At 45.0% G+C, this 19,730-nt stretch carries 20 protein-coding genes; 12 read left to right on the plus strand and 8 right to left on the minus strand.

The genetic code is table 11. From position 1 onward, the window contains the following. Positions 1 to 67: 67 nt before the first annotated feature. The 4 genes from purL to dapA are packed head-to-tail and all read right to left on the minus strand — an operon-like array spanning position 68 to position 6,211. Positions 68 to 3,925 (minus strand): phosphoribosylformylglycinamidine synthase, encoded by a 3,858-nt coding sequence (purL, locus tag AB1Y31_08220; GenBank protein MEW4983153.1) that lies wholly within the window; start codon positions 3,923 to 3,925, stop codon positions 68 to 70. Beyond that, positions 3,918 to 4,706, minus strand: a complete 789-nt coding sequence (locus tag AB1Y31_08225; protein MEW4983154.1) for an MBL fold metallo-hydrolase — start codon at positions 4,704 to 4,706, stop codon at positions 3,918 to 3,920. The genes purL and AB1Y31_08225 overlap by 8 nt, the downstream gene beginning before the upstream one ends. Beyond that, the gene (gene bamC / locus AB1Y31_08230) at positions 4,703 to 5,323 is read right to left on the minus strand and encodes an outer membrane protein assembly factor BamC (GenBank protein ID MEW4983155.1); all 621 of its coding nucleotides are present in this window, start codon (positions 5,321 to 5,323) and stop codon (positions 4,703 to 4,705) included. The genes AB1Y31_08225 and bamC overlap by 4 nt, the downstream gene beginning before the upstream one ends. A gap of 18 nt (positions 5,324 to 5,341) precedes the next feature. Beyond that, entirely contained in the window at positions 5,342 to 6,211 is an 870-nt protein-coding gene (gene dapA, locus AB1Y31_08235) for a 4-hydroxy-tetrahydrodipicolinate synthase (GenBank protein MEW4983156.1), read from the minus strand. Between the two features lie 156 nt (positions 6,212 to 6,367). Here dapA and AB1Y31_08240 point away from each other — a divergent pair, with 156 nt between their 5' ends. Then, positions 6,368 to 6,841: a peroxiredoxin gene (locus AB1Y31_08240; protein ID MEW4983157.1), complete on the plus strand. Its 474-nt coding sequence runs from the start codon at positions 6,368 to 6,370 to the stop codon at positions 6,839 to 6,841. On the opposite strand, the gene AB1Y31_08245 is transcribed toward AB1Y31_08240, so the two are convergent. From AB1Y31_08245 to AB1Y31_08255, 3 genes are all read right to left on the minus strand, one after another. Then, complete coding sequence (locus tag AB1Y31_08245) at positions 6,838 to 7,536, minus strand: BON domain-containing protein (GenBank protein MEW4983158.1); 699 nt, start codon at positions 7,534 to 7,536, stop codon at positions 6,838 to 6,840. The genes AB1Y31_08240 and AB1Y31_08245 overlap by 4 nt on opposite strands. Positions 7,537 to 7,567: 31 nt before the next feature. After that, the gene (locus AB1Y31_08250) at positions 7,568 to 8,629 is read right to left on the minus strand and encodes an AI-2E family transporter (GenBank protein MEW4983159.1); all 1,062 of its coding nucleotides are present in this window, start codon (positions 8,627 to 8,629) and stop codon (positions 7,568 to 7,570) included. A 71-nt stretch (positions 8,630 to 8,700) separates the two neighbouring features. Further along, positions 8,701 to 9,144 (minus strand): hypothetical protein, encoded by a 444-nt coding sequence (locus AB1Y31_08255; GenBank protein ID MEW4983160.1) that lies wholly within the window; start codon positions 9,142 to 9,144, stop codon positions 8,701 to 8,703. A gap of 130 nt (positions 9,145 to 9,274) precedes the next feature. Here AB1Y31_08255 and AB1Y31_08260 point away from each other — a divergent pair, with 130 nt between their 5' ends. Further along, a complete protein-coding gene (locus tag AB1Y31_08260; protein MEW4983161.1) occupies positions 9,275 to 10,207 on the plus strand; it encodes a cation diffusion facilitator family transporter in 933 nt (310 codons plus the stop codon). A gap of 10 nt (positions 10,208 to 10,217) precedes the next feature. Beyond that, on the plus strand, positions 10,218 to 10,832 hold the full coding sequence (locus tag AB1Y31_08265) for a hypothetical protein (GenBank protein ID MEW4983162.1): 615 nt from the start codon (positions 10,218 to 10,220) through the stop codon (positions 10,830 to 10,832). Here the strand turns inward: AB1Y31_08265 and AB1Y31_08270 are convergent. Then, positions 10,829 to 11,719, minus strand: a complete 891-nt coding sequence (locus AB1Y31_08270) for a DMT family transporter (protein MEW4983163.1) — start codon at positions 11,717 to 11,719, stop codon at positions 10,829 to 10,831. The genes AB1Y31_08265 and AB1Y31_08270 overlap by 4 nt on opposite strands. A gap of 90 nt (positions 11,720 to 11,809) precedes the next feature. On the opposite strand from AB1Y31_08270, the gene AB1Y31_08275 reads away from it, so the two are divergent. The 9 genes from AB1Y31_08275 to panD all read left to right on the plus strand — a co-directional run bounded on the left by AB1Y31_08275 (position 11,810) and on the right by panD (position 19,729). After that, complete coding sequence (locus AB1Y31_08275; GenBank protein ID MEW4983164.1) at positions 11,810 to 12,235, plus strand: thioesterase family protein; 426 nt, start codon at positions 11,810 to 11,812, stop codon at positions 12,233 to 12,235. Continuing rightward, on the plus strand, positions 12,232 to 13,113 hold the full coding sequence (locus AB1Y31_08280; GenBank protein ID MEW4983165.1) for an alpha/beta hydrolase: 882 nt from the start codon (positions 12,232 to 12,234) through the stop codon (positions 13,111 to 13,113). Before AB1Y31_08275 ends, AB1Y31_08280 begins: the two co-directional genes overlap by 4 nt. A gap of 127 nt (positions 13,114 to 13,240) precedes the next feature. Beyond that, on the plus strand, positions 13,241 to 14,545 hold the full coding sequence (gene pcnB, locus AB1Y31_08285) for a polynucleotide adenylyltransferase PcnB (GenBank protein MEW4983166.1): 1,305 nt from the start codon (positions 13,241 to 13,243) through the stop codon (positions 14,543 to 14,545). A gap of 1 nt (position 14,546) precedes the next feature. After that, positions 14,547 to 15,035 carry a 2-amino-4-hydroxy-6-hydroxymethyldihydropteridine diphosphokinase gene (gene folK, locus AB1Y31_08290; GenBank protein MEW4983167.1) on the plus strand — a complete coding sequence of 163 codons (489 nt, stop codon included), beginning with the start codon at positions 14,547 to 14,549 and terminating at the stop codon, positions 15,033 to 15,035. A gap of 78 nt (positions 15,036 to 15,113) precedes the next feature. Further along, positions 15,114 to 15,779 (plus strand): deoxynucleoside kinase, encoded by a 666-nt coding sequence (locus AB1Y31_08295; protein ID MEW4983168.1) that lies wholly within the window; start codon positions 15,114 to 15,116, stop codon positions 15,777 to 15,779. A gap of 17 nt (positions 15,780 to 15,796) precedes the next feature. Further along, positions 15,797 to 16,609: a 3-methyl-2-oxobutanoate hydroxymethyltransferase gene (gene panB, locus AB1Y31_08300; GenBank protein MEW4983169.1), complete on the plus strand. Its 813-nt coding sequence runs from the start codon at positions 15,797 to 15,799 to the stop codon at positions 16,607 to 16,609. Positions 16,610 to 16,611: 2 nt separating this feature from the next. Beyond that, complete coding sequence (panC, locus tag AB1Y31_08305; protein ID MEW4983170.1) at positions 16,612 to 17,463, plus strand: pantoate--beta-alanine ligase; 852 nt, start codon at positions 16,612 to 16,614, stop codon at positions 17,461 to 17,463. Positions 17,464 to 17,479: 16 nt separating this feature from the next. Further along, the gene (locus tag AB1Y31_08310; protein ID MEW4983171.1) at positions 17,480 to 19,225 is read left to right on the plus strand and encodes a mechanosensitive ion channel family protein; all 1,746 of its coding nucleotides are present in this window, start codon (positions 17,480 to 17,482) and stop codon (positions 19,223 to 19,225) included. Positions 19,226 to 19,348: 123 nt separating this feature from the next. Then, positions 19,349 to 19,729, plus strand: coding sequence for an aspartate 1-decarboxylase (panD, locus tag AB1Y31_08315; GenBank protein MEW4983172.1), 381 nt, complete (start codon positions 19,349 to 19,351; stop codon positions 19,727 to 19,729). Position 19,730: the final 1 nt, after the last annotated feature.

Genomic DNA, 19,730 nt, shown 5'->3' on the forward strand with positions numbered 1-19,730 from the left:
CAGCCCCAACCAACACCTCTGCGCATTATTCTATTTAATGCAAAATTTATCCGCTAACGAGTGCTTACTAACCCACCCACTGACGGGCATTCCTAAACATTCTCATCCACGCACCGTCTTCTGACCAATCATCTGGTGACCAGCTATTTTGTACGGCTCTGAAGCAACGTTCTGGGTGCGGCATCATAATAGTAAAGCGACCATCATCCGTGGTTAAGCCGGTAACGCCTTGCGCCGATCCATTCGGATTAAACGGGAACTGCTCCGTTACTTCACCTTCGTGATCGATGTATCTCAGAGCGATATGGCCCTTTACGCCTTCATTTTTGAACTCCGCGCGACCCTCGCCGTGTGCTATCGCAACCGGCATTTGTGAACCTTCCATGCCAGACAATAAAATAGAGGGAGATTGCTGAATTTCAACCATTGCAACTCGTGCTTCAAATTGCTCGGATTCATTTCTTACAAAATGCGGCCAAGCTTGTGCGCCCGGAATAAGTTCACGCAAATTGGATAACATTTGGCAGCCATTACACACGCCTAATCCAAACGTATCTGGGCGATTAAAGAAGTCGCTAAATGTCGTACGCGCTTGCTCGTTAAATAAGATGGATTTCGCCCAACCTTCACCAGCACCTAAAACATCACCGTATGAGAAGCCTCCGCACGCCGCCAGACCGACAAATTCAGAGAGGTCTTTTTGCCCTGAAATAAGTTCACTCATATGAATATCGACGGACTCAAAGCCTGCCTTATCAAAGGCTGCCGCCATTTCAACGTGCCCGTTAACGCCCTGTTCGCGTAATATACAAACTTTTGGACGACTTTTCGATTCAATTAAATCTTTAACAATATTATTTTGCGGATCAAAACTTAACGCTGAAAACAAACCGTTATCGTCATTGTTGTTAATTCGATCAAACTCTTGTTGCGCGCAATTTGGGTTATCCCGTAACGATTGAATTTTATAACTGGTTTCAGACCACGCTTGTTGTAAGTCTGCACGCGACTCATCTAGCAACACGCTACCCTCGTGTTTAACGACGATACGTTGCGATTGATTAACTGAACCAATAACAGACACGCATTGAGCTAAGCCCCCTGCTGATAGAGTTGCAACAACGGCTGCTTCATCCGTCTTACGAACTTGAATAACCGCGCCCAGCTCTTCGTTAAATAAGCCACCGAGTAAATCTGCTTGTAGTTCTAACTCAATGCCACAACGGCCGGCAAAGGCCATTTCTGTTACGGTTGCCCATAAACCACCATCGGAACGGTCATGATAGGCCAATAATTTCCCGTCTTCATTTAATTGCTGAATGCCATTGAAGAAGACTTTGAAGGTTTCCGCATTATCTAAATCCGGTGCTTGTTCACCCAGCATTTGCTGTGTTTGTGCTAATACCGACCCACCCATGCGATTTTTACCCGCACCTAAGTCAATCAATACCAGGCTAGATTCTTGCTCTAATATTAACTGCGGCGTAAGTGTTTTACGTACGTCTTTAACTGGAGAAAAGGCGGTAATAATCAACGACAACGGAGAGCTAACGGTTTTTTCCTCACCCTGCTCCTTCCACGACATTCTCATTGACATAGAGTCTTTGCCTACTGGAATCGCCAAGCCTAAACTTGGACACAGTTCCATACCCACGGTTTGCACGGTATCAAACAAGCTCGCGTCTTCACCTGGCTCGCCACAAGCGGCCATCCAGTTAGCGGATAAACAAACTTCATCGAGACCTTTAATACTTGCCGCTGCTAAGTTGGTTAGGGCTTCACCTATCGCCATTCGACCGGATGCTGGGCCATCAATCAACGCCAACGGCGTGCGCTCACCCAATGACATCGCTTCGCCAGTATAGTGATTAAAACCACTGTTAGTCACCGCCACATCGGCTACTGGAATTTGCCAAGGGCCAACCATTTGATCTCGCGCCACTAAGCCGGTCACCGAACGGTCACCGATATGAATCAAAAAGGATTTATCGGCCACCGCGGGGAAACGCAGCACTTGGTAAGCGGCTTGTTTTAGGTCGAAGGCTTGCGCATCAAACGTCGGCACATTGCTTGCCACGTGGCTAACGCTACGCTCCATTTTCGGTGGTTTACCGAATAATAAGGACATCGGTAAATCAATCGGCTGATTATCAAACAAACGATCATTCAGTACCAATTGCTCATCTGCCGTGGCTTCACCAATATGGGCAAATAAGCAGCGCTCGCGTGCGCACATCGCCTTAAATTCTTCTAAACGATCGGCTTTTAGCGCAATCACATAGCGTTCTTGAGATTCATTACACCAAATTTGCATCGGCGATAAACTGCTATCTGCGCATAAAATATCACGTAATTCAAACCGTCCGCCCAAGTCACAATCGTGAATAATTTCAGGCACGGCGTTAGATAAACCACCCGCACCCACGTCGTGGATAGAAATAACCGGGGTGTTGTCGCCCATTGCGTTACAGGCTTCGATCACCTCTTGGCAACGGCGTTGCATTTCTGGATTTTCACGCTGCACCGAGGCAAAATCTAAATCTTCTGAGCCCTCGCTAGAGGTTTGTGACGATGCTGCGCCACCACCCAAGCCGATTAACATCGAGGGGCCACCCAAGACAATAATCGGTGAACCCGGTTCAATGCGTTGTTTTAGAGCGTGCATCGGGCGTACCGAGCCAACCCCGCCAGCCAACATAATTGGTTTATGGTAACCACGCGCCTTCGCGCCTTCGCTGCCGGGTACATTTTGCTCGAAGGTCCTGAAGTAGCCAGTTAGGTTTGGTCGACCAAATTCATTATTAAACGCTGCGCCACCTAGCGGGCCTTCCAACATAATATCGAGTGCTGAGGCGATACGCTCCGGCTTGCCAATACTTTGTTCCCAAGGTTGTGCATAACCAGGAATATTCAAATGCGAGACGGTAAAGCCTGTTAACCCCGCCTTGGTACGTGAACCACGGCCGGTTGCGCCTTCATCGCGGATTTCACCACCCGAACCGGTTGCCGCGCCGGGGTAAGGTGAAATGGCGGTGGGGTGATTATGCGTTTCAACTTTCATTAAATACGGCACATGCTCTTCCACAAAATGGTAGCGACGGCTTTGCGGATCACGAATCATTACATCGGCATCACTGCCTTCAGCCACCGCGGCGTTATCGCTGTATTTTGAAATAATGCCTTTCGGGCTTTCAGCGGCGGTATTTTTGATCATACCGAACAGACTCTGCTGTTTTTCTTCGCCGTCGATCTGCCAATCGGCATTGAAAATTTTATGTCGACAATGCTCTGAGTTTGCCTGCGCAAACATCATCAGTTCGATATCATTTGGGTTTCTACCCAAGGCGGTAAAATTATCCACCAGATAATCAATCTCATCGTCTGATAAGGCCAAGCCCATTGACTGGTTTGCATCAACCAAGGCTTGACGGCCTGTCGCTAAAATATCGACTGATTCTAAAACCGAAGGTTCTGCCTGCTCAAACATATCGTCTGGCTGCCGACCATCACGCAATACGCGCTCAGTCATGCGATCGTAAAGTAGCTCAGCCACTTGGCTTAATTGAGCATCGTTTAATGCCCCTTGCACGTAATACGCAACACCGCGCTCTAAACGCTTAACCTGAGTTAAACCACAGTGCTGGGCAATATCTGTCGCCTTGCTCGACCACGGTGATAAAGTGCTAGCGCGTGGTGCAACCAATAGGCGTGCGCCCTGGTGTTCAACCGCCTCACTTTTAGGTCCGTACGTTAGCAGCTGCTTTAACTTATCTAAATCCATCTCAGATAAACTGCCCGATACATCTGCAAAATGTATAAATTCTGCACGAATGGCCGTTACCTGAGGCACGACTTTGTTTAGTTTATTCAGTAAACGCTGCTGACGGAAAGCAGATAAGGCCTTGCTGCCAATGAGTTCAAGCATGTATTGTCTCTTTAACTTTAATATTTGTTTGTAATGTGCACCAAGGCAAACCATCATTTTGATCGATGACTTTTAACCACGCTCGGTCGCATCCTATAGCCCTGCTCACACTGTCTAAGACCAGTTCATGGCTATTATTCTTTTCACTGACGTGCGCCAGCACTAAGTGTTGCAAATCGTCTGTATTCACACGCTGTAATAATTCAATTGATTGTTGATTATCTAGGTGTCCCCAATCGCCCAGCACTCGTCGTTTTAAGGATTCGGGATAAGCACCATTGATTAGCATCTCTCGATCATAATTACACTCGAGTAGCAGACCGTCACAGTCCATTAACGCCTCCACCATATGTGGCGTAATAGAGCCGGTATCCGTCATCACACCGAGCTTTAAATTATTAGAGCTAAAGACAAACTGTGTTGGTTCACGTGCATCGTGCGGAACTAAAATCGGTTCCACTGAGATATCGCCCAATTCAAACACCTTGTGGCTATTAAAACAGTGTAACGTTTCAACGTTTTTTATCATCGCGGCCGTGCCATGACTGGCCCAAACCGGAACATTATAACGGCGCGCATAGCGGGCAACACCACCTACGTGGTCACCGTGCTCGTGGGTAACAAGGATAGCGCTAATGTCATCGCCAGTTATGCCCAGCCGTGCCATCCGTTTATCGGTTTCTTTTATAGAAAAGCCATTATCTATCATCAACATCGTTTCGCCGAACTGAACGAGCGTTGAGTTCCCTCGGCTACCACTGCCTAGGGAGGCAAACCTCACGGTGCTAACTGAGCGAATAAATCTGCCAGTATTTCTTTAGACACCTTGTTATCTATACGGTTTTTTTCTTCGTCCAACACGCGTACTTCTACGCCATTTTCTACCGCCTGTAACACTAGGACATACACGCTGGTGTCAGCTTTTTTCCAGAAAGATAAACTTGAAAGCATACTGCTTGAACTATCATCTTCGGCAATATTTAGATACACCTGACCCGTTTGGCGATTCTTATCTTCAATATCATAGCCCTGTTCTTCAAGCACACCGATCGTCTTACGCCACGTATTACGCAAACTGTCTCTCACTAGCAAATGGCTGTCTACGCCGCTAGCTATTAACTCCGCTTCTGGTTGATTATCGCTCAACGGCGTTGTTTCAACGACGGCAGTAGCCGTTGGCGCGGAAACCGTACTTTTCGTACCACCATCGTACTCATCTTTAATCACGCCACCAGATAAGCCTGGGGGTATTTCTAAGGATGGTAATTCATGCGCTCTTTTATAGTCCTCTTTTTGATCGACAAAGACGTCATCTACCGCAGGCATCATGCCGCAAGCGGTTAAGACAGAACCTAGCATTAGTAAAGGAATTAATTTAACCACTCTTCTCATTTTCATTACGTTAACTCTTTAAGTTTATTGGGCTGCTGCCATTGCTTTTTTGACGACACTCTCGCAGTCGGGACTTAACCATGTCATCGGCAAACGAATACCCTTCTCGATTAAGCCTAACTCGTGCACGGCCCACTTCACCGGGATTGGGCTAGACTGTACAAACAAGTCATTGTGCAGCGGCTGAAGTGTCTCATCAATCGCCTTCGCAGCTTCCGCATCACCCGCTAATGCTTTTTCACACATCCGGTGATTTTTTGCTGGGGCAACATTTCCGGTCACGGTGATAGAGCCTTTTGCACCCATTAAAATTAATTCACAGGATGTTGCATCGTCACCAGAGTAAACGGCAAAATTCTCGTCGCTTAAATCGATGAGTGCTTGACCAATAGCCATGTCCCCTGTTGCATCTTTAACACCAACAATATTTGCCACGTCTTTTAATTTTGCAACCGTTTCTGGCAGCATATTACAAGCCGTTCGGCCGGGCACATTGTATAAAATTTGTGGAATATCCACCGCTTCAGCGATGGCCTTGTAATGCAATACCAAGCCTTCTTGAGTTGGTTTATTGTAGTATGGCGTTACCAGCAAACAGGCATCTGCACCTGCTTCGGCGGCGCAGCGTGTTAAGTCAATCGCTTCTGTGGTGGAATTTGCACCCGTTCCTGCAATAACCGGAATTCGACCAGCCACTATGTCAACCACTTGGCGAATAACGTGGCAATGTTCTTTTTCATCTAGGGTTGCAGATTCACCCGTGGTACCCATTGCCACAATGGCATCGGTACCTTCTTCAATATGAAACTCAAGCAACTTCCGTAAACTTGCCTCGTCTAACGAGCCGTCTTCATGCATGGGGGTAACGAGTGCAACAATACTGCCTTGAAACATAGTTGAATCCAATTTAAACGAAATTTAACGGCTATTTTAACGTGCTTATTCAAATAACCAACTGAATTGGGCATTATACATACATCAATGCTACAACTAAAAATCAGTCTGTTAAAATGCTAGCGAAATCACTCATTTTTTATAGGATTATCGTTAATGAACACCGTAGAACTCAACCAAGCTGTTCCTGAATTTTCTTGTGCAACAACGGCCGAAGAAGCTTTAACGCTTGCTAGTCTAAAAGGTAAAAATATCGTCATCTACTTTTACCCAAAAGACAACACGCCAGGCTGCACCCAAGAGGGGCAAGATTTTCGTGATCATTACGACGAATTTCAAGCAGCCAACACAGAAATCTTCGGCGTCTCTCGTGATTCCGTTCGTGTCCATACCGGCTTTAAGAGCAAACACAGTTTCCCATTTGAGCTCATCAGTGATCCCGACGAATCCTTGTGTGAATTATTCGATGTCATCAAACTTAAAAAACTTTACGGCAAAGAATACATGGGCATCGAACGCAGTACTTTCCTAATTAATGCCGACGGTATATTAATCAACCAATGGCGCAAGGTTAAAGTAAAAGTGCACGTGGCTGAAGTGCTAACTGAAGTAAAAGCGTTAAGCGCTTAAAACCTAAATAGCGGAACGACTTTCTCCACACCGGCTACTTCATTAACAAACCGCGTGGCTTGCTGCGCGGTTGACTGACTTAGTTGGTCACCTAATAAATACACGTGGTTATCTGACACCACAACTTTGATCGTCTCTGCCTTATCGATAATGGCGGCGTGCAACAGTTTATTGAGTATGGTTGCGCGGAGCAGATCATCATCACTTTGTTCCGTTTCACTCATCGGTTTTGATACCCGAACTTCATTATAAAAACGATTCACGGTGCTGCACTCTTCGACCGTTTTTAAGTTAAATCGGCGCTTATCATTTGCTGCTTTCTTAGACGCTTTTTGACCACATACTTGGGCGTTTGAAGGCTCCACATGGTTAACATCACCCTGCGTCCATTGGAGATGAGCCGCATTAAGCACAATACGTTGCACCCTTTGTTTTAATTCCTGCGTCCTTGCCTGTCCGGCAATCAGCACCGAACCACGGTTTCTTGACACAGCAATGTAGGTATTTTCCCGAAGCGCTTCATCACGCAACAGAGCAGAGTTAACTTTAAACTCGAATGCCGCATCTTTTAGTTGGCCTTCAATCCCCGTGGCCTTATCTTCAAATAGTCGATCCGTAATATCTGACATTTCAAATGCTTCTGCCGCACTTGTTAAAAACAATAAGCCAAAAAACACACGTTGAATCAATTTCATTTATTTCCTTTGTACATTAAATTATTAAAAATCAGCTGCTTGAAACGGTTTGACGATTAAGCCAGGCAACTAAAACCGCTTGTACCAGCGTCGCCAAAGGTATGGCGAAAAACACACCCCAAAACCCCCAAACCCCACCAAAAAATAAAATGGCGACAATAATGGCAACGGGGTGAATATTAACCACTTCTGAAAACAATAATGGCACCAATACATAACCATCTAAGGCTTGAATAATTAAGAAAACACTCATCAAATAGACGAACTCATTACCCCATTGCCACTGGAAATAAGCGACAAGCAGCACTGGAATTGTTACCACCGTTGCGCCAACATAAGGCACAAGAACTGACAAGCCGACCAAAAAACTCAGCAGTACTGCGTAATGTAAGCCTAATAAATTAAAGGCGATAAAACACGCTACCCAAACAATTAATATTTCCCATATTTTACCTCTGACATAATTGGCTATTTGTAGGTTCACCGTCGCCCACACTTCTTTCGTTAAGCGCCTGTTGCTAGGCAAGAAACTCGTAAACCATTGAGTAATTTGCTGCTTATCCATGAGAAAAAAGAACACCATCATTGGAACCAATAATAGGTAGATAATCAACGCAACAATGTTTAGCACCGACGCTGCCGAGAACGATAATAAATTCTGGCCGTATTTTATCGCCTCTGAACTCACTTGACCGAAAATCAATGTCACTTGTTCTTCGCTAATAAAGTTAGGGTACTTTTGTGGCAGCGCCATAAACAAATCAATGCCTTGATTCAACATACTGGGTAATTGTTGAGCCAATTGAACAGTCTGGATCGATAACAGCGGAATAAGCCCAAAAACCATATACGACAATAGCGCCATAAACAAACTAAACGAACCGATCACCGCTAACTTTCTGGACAAGCCCACAGACTGAAACTTAACCACCATGCCTTCTAATAAATAGGCAATAACAATACTCGCTAAGACTGGCGAAAGCACATCGCCTACCCACAAAATAGCTAAAAGCCCAAACAGCAATGTACCCGCCAAAGCTAACGCTTCGGGATTTGCTAATACTCTATTAAACCACTGCTTTATATGTTCCATTTAACTCTTAACCTTTGTAATCAAAGACATCCTTCCATAAGTGCACACAGCTATTAAATCAGCACTGCCAACTAAACAGAGCCGCCACCAACAAGAAAGAAATAGGGGTATTCTTGCACATAACCCGACAGCCAGCCCGTTATAACCGCCACGATGAAGAAACCGAGCATGCCAACAAGCACTCGCTTAACTAGTTCAGCTGCTATTGATATTCTCTGCACTCCAGCCATGGCAGAGTCCCTCACATCATAACTCGATTTTATCGGTTTCATTGCCAACAAAAAACCCACCAAAAAAGCCAAGCCAACCGAGATGGTACCCATGAGCACTGAAGCGCACCAAGGGCATTGATGCGCTGCTTCTGGATTATGTATATTGCAATGACTGTCAAGCCCTTGCCATGGCCACGTACAACCACAATCAAACAATAGGCCACATAAAGGCGCTATTAAAACAAGCATGGCTAAAAGTGTATATAGACCCGCTTGGTACCTTGCCAACCGTAATTCGCGCATTCGCTACGCTCCGTTATTATTATTTTTCACTAATAGTACGCTTTATTACTGTAGTTTCAAGCCTGATAAAACTTTACAGCTAGGCAAAATATAGCGACACTTGCCATTTTAAAATCAACCTATAAAAACCATGTCATCATCTTCCAAAAAAGTCATTTATGCGGCACTTGCAGGTAACGCGCTCATTTCCATTACCAAATTTTTCGCTGCGTTTTATTCAGGAAGTTCTGCCATGTTATCTGAAGGTATCCATTCATTGGTCGATACCGGCAACCAAGTCCTGCTTTTGTACGGCTTAAAAAAAGCTCAACAACCCGCCGACGAACAATTCCCTTTTGGCCACGGTAAAGAAATTTACTTTTGGAGTTTTGTCGTTGCTATTCTTATTTTTGCTGTTGGTGCCGGCGTCTCTGTTTATGAAGGCATTCACCATATTATTTCACCGACCCCAATGGGCGACCCAACATTAAGCTTCTACGTTCTCGGCTTAGCCCTACTATTCGAAGGGGCCGCATGGTTTTTTGCCCTACGCGAATTTACCCGCAGCAAGGGAAAATGGGGCTTTATTGACGCCGTCAAACGCGGCAAAGACCCATCCATGTTTGTCGTCTTATTCGAAGATTCTGCTGCTATGCTAGGATTAATAGTCGCCTTTATTGGCATTGGTATTGCTCACTATACTGGCAACCCTTTATACGACGGTATCGCCTCTGTCATTATCGGTTTAATTTTGGGTGGCACCGCTATCTGGCTCGCCTATGAAACAAAAAGCCTACTGATTGGCGAAAGCGCTAACCCAGAATTAGTGACCGAGATCCGAAACATTGTTAGTGACTATAACGTGGTTGAATCTGTGAACGAACTACTCACCATGCACATGGGGCCCGATTTTGTTTTAGCCACGCTGAATGTCGATTTCAAGGATGATATGACTGCCGGACAACTAGAACAAACCGTTGCCGATATAGACCTACAAATTAAGCAACGTTGCCCCAGCGTTAAGCGCGTTTTTATTGAAGCCGAAGCATGGAGCGCACTAACGGCAAAACATCAACAGCGTTAATTAATGACCGATGCAGGATTTAACGAGGACCTTGCAAGAAGCCGAGTCATGGTTATCTGCCAACGACCCACTCCTTGGCGCCATTATTAGCAACGGGCCATCGTTATCTTACAAGGTTTTTAATAAAGAACCGTTCGAGGCACTTGTTCAGGCGGTGATTTCGCAGCAACTCTCTGTCAAGTCGGCATCCGCTATTCAACAAAGAGTTCACCGCTTACTCGCTACCGGAGATGTGTCAGCGTATGCGTTTGGCCGGATATCAGCCGAACAATTGAAAAAAGCAGGCATGTCAGCTGCAAAAGTCCGCACCGTCGAAAGCCTTATTGAATTTGCTTTAGCTGAGAGCAACCGCTTTGACGTTTTACATAAATTGCCGAATCAAGAAGTTAAACGCCAACTCTGTGCATTAAAGGGCGTTGGGCCGTGGACTGCCGATATATTTTTAATGTTCGGCTTAAAACGACTCGATGTGTTTGCCGCAGGCGACCTCGGACTTCGCAAAGCAGTTAAGCAGCTACATAAGCTTAAAGAACTTCCTTCAGCCGATGAATGCCGTATTATTGCCAAAAAATGGCAGCCATATCGTACCGTTGCTGCTTGGCATTTATGGCAAACAATCGACTAGCTAGACGACTGCTTGCTCAAATTTATCTGCAGCAACAAACCACCTACAATTAGCGCCGCTCCCAACCCCAATGTCATTGTGAATGGCTCATCTAGCCACAAAATGGACGATAGTATTCCCATTAATGGCACCATTAAAAACCCTAACGAAACGGTCACCGCGGGTAGAATCTGCGTCACACGCATTGAAGCCCATTGCGCCAGTGCCGTTGCCATCACACCGTTATACAATAAAATAATTATTAACTCGGTACTCCAAATAACAGGCTTTGTATTTGAAAACCATGCGTATGGCACCACAATCAGCAACGCCACCATAATCTGCCAAGGCGTTAACTCCAATACACTGCCTTTCCACTCATGCTTTCTAATGTGCAAAATTGATAATGCCCACACTAAGGCCGCCAACAATAATAATCCGTTGCCTTTAACCACCGAAGCGTCACTCCAATCAAAACCTAACGGGTTAAATAAAATTAGTAGACCACAAAGCCCTACACTCGCGCCCACCAACTTCATACGAGAAATCGGCTCTTTTAAAAAAAAGTAAGCGCCAGGTGTTACCCACAATGGCGTGGTATAAGCCAATAAAGCCGCCCTGCCTGCATTAACCTCGGTTAAACCTAAGTTTATTAAGGTCACGAATGCCGCAAATTGCATCACTCCTACGCCCAGCACGATAGGAAAGTCTTGCCTATGTGGTCGCTTAAAACGCCCTAAAAACAGCAATAAAATCGAAATAGCGATCAAGGCTATGCCCAATCTTGCAGCGGTAAACCAAAGCGGGTCAATCGACCTTAGGCCAATTTTCATAATAGGCCAGTTTGAGCCCCATATAACCACCACTAGCACCAACAAAACCCACGCAGACGATAATATTTTTTTCACAGTCCATTCTTTTAATTTGAAAAAACACGTCATAGCATTACATATTGCCCGTCTATAATGTGAAATCATCCCGTATTTTAAGAGAGCAACATGGCTAGATTATCAATAACATACCCACAACGGACACTATTTAGTTGCGCATTACCCGTTCGCATTACTGACATTAATTACGGGCAACATCTAGCGCACGACAAACTCATTTCAATGATTCACGAAGCCCGCGCGCAGTTCTTCCTTCATTTTAATATGCAAGAATCCAATATCGCCGGATTGGGCATTATCTTGGCCGATCTATCGATTAGCTACCAAGCCGAATCGTTTTACCCCGACATACTTAGGATTGAAATGGCGTTAGATGAGCCTAGCCGCTGTGGCTGCAATATGATTTACCAAATAACTCGGGATAATGGCGAAACTGTCGTCGCTACTGCAAAAACGGGGTTGGTGTTTTTTGATTACGACAAGAAAAAAGTTGCCAGCATGCCGAATGAATTTAAACAACTACTCAGTCAATGACAACGCCATTGAAACTTCACGGCTTTGATTACCAAACAGTCATTACTCAAGGCGCCACCATTAATGTCGCCAGCGCTGGAAGTGGTCCCGCACTACTGTTGTTACACGGCTACCCACAAACCCATTTGATGTGGCATAAAATCGCACCGTCTCTGGCTAAGAAACATCACATTATTTGCCCTGATTTACGCGGCTATGGCGATAGCTCGAAACCTGACAGTGACGCTCAACATCGGCCATACAGCAAGCGGGAAATGGCCAACGATATGATCGAAGTGATGAGGCAAATGGGATACGAACGTTTTTTCGTTGTGGGACACGATAGAGGCGCACGCGTTGCCCACCGCATGGCGTTAGATTTTCCAGCAAAGATTTTAAAAGCCGCCTTTTTAGACATAATTCCAACCTATGAGATGTTTAAACAAATCGACCAGACCATCGCTACGAGCTACTACCACTGGTTTTTCTTGATCCAAGATAAGGGCGTTCCTGAGCACCTTATCGGGCTAGACCCAGATTTTTACCTAAACGATAAACTCAATAGATGGAGCCAATACCCAGAACAATTTGATAACGCGATTGTTAATCAGTACTTGCGCTGCTTTAAGGACCCGGCAACCATTCACGCCACTTGCGAAGATTATCGCGCCGCTGCCAGTATCGACCTTGAACACGATGAAGCTGATTTAGACAAAAAGGTCGGCTGTCCTTTACTTGTCCTCTGGGGCAAGCACGGCATCATGGGTAAGCACTTCGATATGCTCGATATTTGGCAACAAAAAGCGGATAACGTGACCGGAAAAGCGCTAGATAGTGGGCACTTCTTGGCTGAAGAAGCCGCCAGTGAAACCTTAGAAAACCTGCTAAATTTTTTCTAATTTACAATAAACAACATTGCTAATTATCGCTAAATGCCGTCCAATAAAACCATCTATTAAATATGCGTTACAATACCTGCGCTTGTATTAGCAATACCTTTTATATTCATTACATTTAAAAATCAATTTGTCGACTCATCACAAACCAGCATCATACACACTACGTGAACTAGGCTTACCAGCTGATAGGCTAGACCGTCACGCCGTTTCCATTACCGACCGCCTCGTTAAAGCAGGCTTTAAGGCCTATTTAGTCGGCGGCTGTGTTCGCGATTTGTTATTGGGTATGCACCCAAAAGATTTTGATGTCGCCACCAATGCCGAGCCGGAACAGGTGCAAGCCTTATTTAAAAACTGTCGCCTGATTGGCCGCCGGTTTCGATTAGCGCACATCCATTTCGGCCGACATATTATTGAAGTGGCAACATTTCGTGGGCCACACCTCAAGCACGATAAAAACGACAGTCACGCGCACAAAGACGGCCGCCTATTACGCGATAATGTATACGGCACCTTAGAAGAAGACGCATGGCGTCGTGACTTCACCGTTAACGCCTTATACCTTGACGCCCAAAAGAAAACCGTTATAGATTACGTCGGCGGCATTGAAGACCATCAAAACAGGGTGCTGCGTCTGATGGGCGACCCTCTGACCCGCTTTAAAGAAGACCCCGTTAGATTAATTCGCGCGGTGCGGTTTAAAGCAAAATTAAACTTTCAGATAGAGGCTGGCACCGAAGCACCGATGGCAGAAATGGCGTCATCGTTAAAAGACATACCGTCTGCGCGCTTATACGATGAAATCATCAAACTTTTCTTAAATACCCATGCAAATCAAGTTTTCGACACACTGCGTCAATATGGTTTGTTTGAAGCGCTTTTTCCTCAAACAGAATTATGCCTAAAAAATGCCGATTCTGACGCACCGCTGTTGTTGATCAAACAAGCGATGGAAAACACCGAAACACGGTTAAAGAACGATCAACACGTCACGCCTTATTTTTTACTGGCGACTTTATTATGGGAACCGGTTCGTCGACTGACTGAGCAAAACAGGCCGTCTTTCAGTAGTGACACCCAGGCTATCCACGCCGCCGCACATGAGGTTATTGCACACCAAGTGAGTCGTATCGCCATTCCAAAGCGCATGACAACACCGATGCGCGAAGTGTGGGCATTACAACCACGGTTTCATAAACAAGTTGGTGTTCGCTGCCTGCGCTTTTTAGAACATCCACGTTTTCGAGCGGCTTATGATTTTATGTTGCTGAGATCACAATATGGTGAAGTCGACGCGAATATTGCTGAGTGGTGGACCCATATCCAAACGTTAGAGCCTGCTGAACAGAAATTAATGACCCGCCCCAACCAGTTCAAGCATAAAAGAAAACCACGTAAAAAAGCAGCTAAAAGCACGCCGCCTTCGAGCTAACATGCCCATTCATGTTTTTATTGGGCTGGGTAGCAATTTATCTAACCCCGTTCAGCAAATTATTAAGGCCATACAAGACATCAGCGCATTAGAGCAATGCTCGCTGGAGGTAGCGTCGAGTTTATACGAAACGCCCCCGATGGGCCCTCAAGATCAGCCCAACTATATAAACGCTGTGGTAAAAATCAGCACTTCGCTCAAGCCATATGAGCTGTTAGACGCCTTACAAAGCATTGAAAATCAGCACGGCAGAACCCGCGATACCGGCAGATGGGGCGCTAGAACGCTAGACTTAGACATATTGATTTACGATGACATCATTTCTCACGACCCTCGACTGACCCTGCCCCACCCCGGCTTAGCGTCTAGAGCATTTGTTTTATACCCTTTAATTGAAATTGATCGCCAGCTGAAACTGCCAAACCTAGCCCCTCTTCAACAGCTGATTGAAGAACTTGATGAAGTGCCACCACGCATCGTCTATCAATAAACAATTCAACCGATAAAGGCTTGAAACATAATGCCGTATCGTGCAAAGTTCTCACACATTTAATATAAGAAACTCACTTTGGACACACATATCTTAGAAACTTCTCAGCCACCTAAATTCATTGTTGTTGAAGGACCCATCGGCGTTGGTAAAAGCAGTCTGGCTCAAAAGCTGGCTAAAAGTTTTACCTGCGATATTGTTAAAGAAAAAGCGGATGAAAACCCTTTTCTGGAGCACTTTTACACCCACACCAACCAATCTGCCTTACCAGTACAACTGCATTTTTTGACCGAACGCGCAAAACAGTGGAATGAATTAGGCCAAGATGACCTGTTTTCGATCGGTGTCGTCTCCGACTTCATGCTTGAAAAAGATCGTTTGTTTGCAAAACTCACCTTAACGAACGAAGAATTCAAACTGTACGACCAGATGTATCAATCGCTTGCAATACAACCGATTAAGGCAGATTTAGTCGTCTACTTGCAAGCACCTGTTGATGCTTTACAATCTCGAATTAGAAAACGCGGCATCAAACACGAGAAAAATATCAGTGGAAAGTACCTACAGAAACTATCCGATGCTTACACAGAGTTTTTTCATCATTACGATGCGGGGCCATTATTAATTGTTAATGCAAGTGATATTAATCCCGTTGATAACGATGAAGACTACCAGCAGTTGCTTAAACACATCTGTTCAACTCGCGCAGGTCGTCATTTTTTAAATCCATTACCCATTTTATAACCTCTTTCGAGATCGATATGAGCCAACATTCAAGCAGCAAACAAATCACCAATACTGAATTATCAGCCATGAAGGCTCGTGGCGAAAAAATCGTCAGTCTCACCGCATACGATGCTAGTTTTGCCCATATTTTAGATAACGCCGGTGTTGAAATGATCCTTGTCGGCGATTCGCTTGGCATGGTCGTTCAAGGGCAATCCAGCACTGTGCCGGTTACGGTGGATGAAATGGCCTACCATTCCAAGATCGTTTCTCGCGGACTAGAGCGTGCTTTATTGGTCACCGACCTGCCATTTATGAGCTACCCCGACCCACAAATAGCGGTTGATAATGCAGCTATCTTGATGCAACAAGGCTACGCCAACATGGTCAAACTCGAGGGTGGTCAAAAAATCCTCGATAGCGTTCAACACATTGTCAATCAAGGCATTCCCGTGTGTGGGCACTTGGGGCTACTGCCGCAATCTGTCAACCAGCTCGGTGGTTATCGGGTACAAGGCAAGGAAGAAACCCAAGCAAATATTATCATTGAAGACGCTAAATGCCTTGAACAAGCGGGTGCCAGCGCCATCGTGGTTGAGTGCATTCCTTCTTCATTAGCTAAGACATTAGCCGCTGCCGTCAATATCCCTATTATTGGTATTGGTGCCGGTGTTGATTGTGACGGGCAAGTATTAGTAAGCTATGACATGTTAGATATTACGTTTGGTAAACGCCCAAAATTCAGTAAAAACTTTATGCTTGAAGCCGGCAATATTGCAGATGCCGTTAGCGCTTACGTTCATGCCGTTAAAAACAAGCAGTTCCCTGCTGACGAACATTCTTTCTAATCATGCTTGTAGTACGCACTGTTAAAGAACTTCAAGAGAAACTGAGCCAACACAGGCAGTCAGGGCAGTCTATCGCCCTAGTGCCAACCATGGGTAATTTACACCAAGGTCATCTTCAACTCGTTAAAACGGCTCAACAATACGCCGATGTCGTGGTTGTCACCTTATTTGTAAACCCAACCCAGTTTGGTGAAAATGAAGATTTAGACAGTTACCCGCGTACCTTTCAAGACGATTGTGACAAACTTGAGGCGCTCGATACGAACATTCTATTTGCGCCAAGTAACGATGAAATTTACCCACTCGGTGGCGGCAACACAACACACGTACACGTGCCGAGTATCACCAATGTATTATGTGGCGCATCTCGCCCCGGCCACTTTGATGGTGTTACCACCATCGTTTGTAAGCTGTTTAACCTCACCCGTGCTGATGTCGCTATTTTTGGCGAAAAAGATTATCAGCAAATCGCAGTTATTCGCCGAATGGTCGACGATTTAAATATCCCCATAAAAATAGTAGGCGAACCCATTGTGCGTGAGCAAGATGGTCTCGCCATGAGTTCCCGTAATGGCTATTTAACGGATGAAGAACGCACACTCGCGCCCACCCTTCAGGAAACATTACAGCGTATTAAACAGGCTATTTTGAATGGCGAAGACGACTTCAATTCCTTAGAAATTAACGCTAAAACGACGTTAAGCGCAGCCGGTTTTAAACCTGACTACCTGCATATTTACCAACGTAATCAATTAAGACCCGCGACTGAAGACGATACTGAGCTTGTTATCTTAGTAGCGGCCTTTCTTGGCGCGACTAGGCTGATTGATAATTTAAATGTAGATCGCATATAACCCACTACTACTTATTATGAAGAAGACACTATTCGCCCTCGTTCTAATTTTAAATATCAGCGTCTGCCTTGCTCAAGAAGAAACAACAGCCACAGCGGAGCTGGCACCTAGCATAACCGCTGAATCGCTCGGTCTAAGCTCACCACGGGATACCCTGACAACATTCCTGCACAGCATGAATGACATTAAGCGGGGAAAGGCGGCGCGTATAGACAGCGCAACAAGCACCTTAGATTTATCCGCCATTAACCCGCTTATTCGAGAAGAAAAAGGCCGTGACCTCGCCTGGATGCTATTGGAAGCAATCGATAAAACTAAGATTGTTAATCTCAGCAAAATTCCTTCTAAAAAAACCGGCAAACCTTACGTCTTTGCACAATATCGAAATGGCATCATCAGTATTCAGCTATCAAGCAATGGTCGTTGGTTGTTTACCCAAGCCAGCTTGTCTTCCTTGCCTGCCATCATTGAAGAACTGGCCTCTAAAAAAAGTCTGAAAATAGACGAGCAAAATGCTCAGTTCATACCGTGGCATATTCAACTGCGTCAGCAATTACCAGAGTCTCTTAGAAGCCGTTCTTTTTTACTCGAAAACTGGAAGTGGCTGGGTATTTTACTGACTATTGCATTAGGTGTTATTGCCGATAAAGTTGCCTCGTTCATACTGCAACTTGTCGTTAAAAAATTCCGCAACAAGACTCAAACGCCCGCCTTTAAAGATACCCCTGAAGATATGCTCCGACCACTGGCTATGCTCGTCATGGCGGGTATTTGGTGGGCTGGGCTGAACTTACTCGCTCTGCCGGATCAAGCGATGATAATTTTACTCGTTGCAGTCAAAATGTTAGCGGGTATTGCTGGTGTTTGGGGTGCTTACCGGTTGGTTGACTTAGTCACGCTTTATTTACGTTATCAAGCCAGTCAAACCGATAATAAAGTCGACGATGTTTTGGTACCTTTAATCAGAAAAACTTTAAAAGTTTTCGTCACCGTTATTGGCATCACCTTTGTTGCATCGAATTTAAATTTAAACGTCTCAAGCCTCCTCGCAAGTCTTGGCTTAGGCGGTTTAGCATTTGCCTTAGCAGCAAAAGATGTTGTACAAAATTTATTTGGCTCAATCACCGTTATTTTAGATCAGACTTTCCATAACGGAGATTGGATCGTCGTTAACGATATTGAAGGCAGCGTAGAAGAGGTGGGCTTAAGAAGTACTAAGATTCGTACCTTTTATGATTCGCTTATTACGCTTCCCAACGCCATTTTTATTACCGCAAAAGTCGATAATATGGGGCAACGTAGGTACCGTCGCCTTAAATGCAACGTTTCATTAACGTACGACACCCCTCCGGATAAAATTGAAGCGTTTTGTGAAGGCATTAGAGAGCTGGTTCGGCTTCACCCTTATATGAGAAAGGACTACTTTCACGTCTACCTCAACTCACTGGGTGCCTCCTCCTTAGATGTTCTTGTCTATGTTTTCTGGGAGACGCCTGACTGGAGTACCGAATTACGTGAACGCCAACGTTTTTTATTGGATATCCTACGCCTCGCAAAAGCTCAAGAAATTGATATGGCATTCCCAACGCAGACATTACATTTATTAACACCAAGCGACCAGCAAAGCGCCACTGATGTTACAGCTTCAGCGCCTCACAAACCCTCTAATGACGCCCTTTCAGAGCAGTTTAGAAACACCGCAAAAGATATCGTTTCACAGTCAACTGGCCTTGATAATAAACCGCCGCCTGTTAAATTCTAAGCCGTATTTGAAATTTATAGCTGTATGATTCCTAACGTATTATTGCATTTGCACATAAATGTTGATGAAAAACAACATATCAGGCATAATTCCCATCCGTTTAGTTAAACCAATCTAATATTTATGCGTTCAACGATGTTACAAACCAAGTTACACAGAGCCACTGTGACTCACAGTGAACTTCATTACGAAGGCTCGTGTGCAATTGATGGGAATCTCCTTGACCTTTCAGGCATCCAAGAGTATCAACAAATCGATATCTATAATGTTAATAATGGCGAGCGTTTTACAACGTACGCTATCCGAGCTGAAAACAACAGCGGTATCATCTCTGTAAACGGAGCTGCTGCACGCCGTGCGACCGAGGGCGACATCTTAATTATTTGCGCTTATTCTGAGTACAACGAAGCTGAGTTGGCCACATTCAAACCACGCCTTATCTATCTCGATGATAACAACGGCGTTAAAGAAACAAAAAATGCGATCCCTGTTCAAGCAGCCTAAG

The sequence above is a fragment of the Cycloclasticus sp. genome (genome assembly GCA_040743155.1).
Taxonomy (GTDB): Bacteria; Pseudomonadota; Gammaproteobacteria; order Methylococcales; family Cycloclasticaceae; genus Cycloclasticus.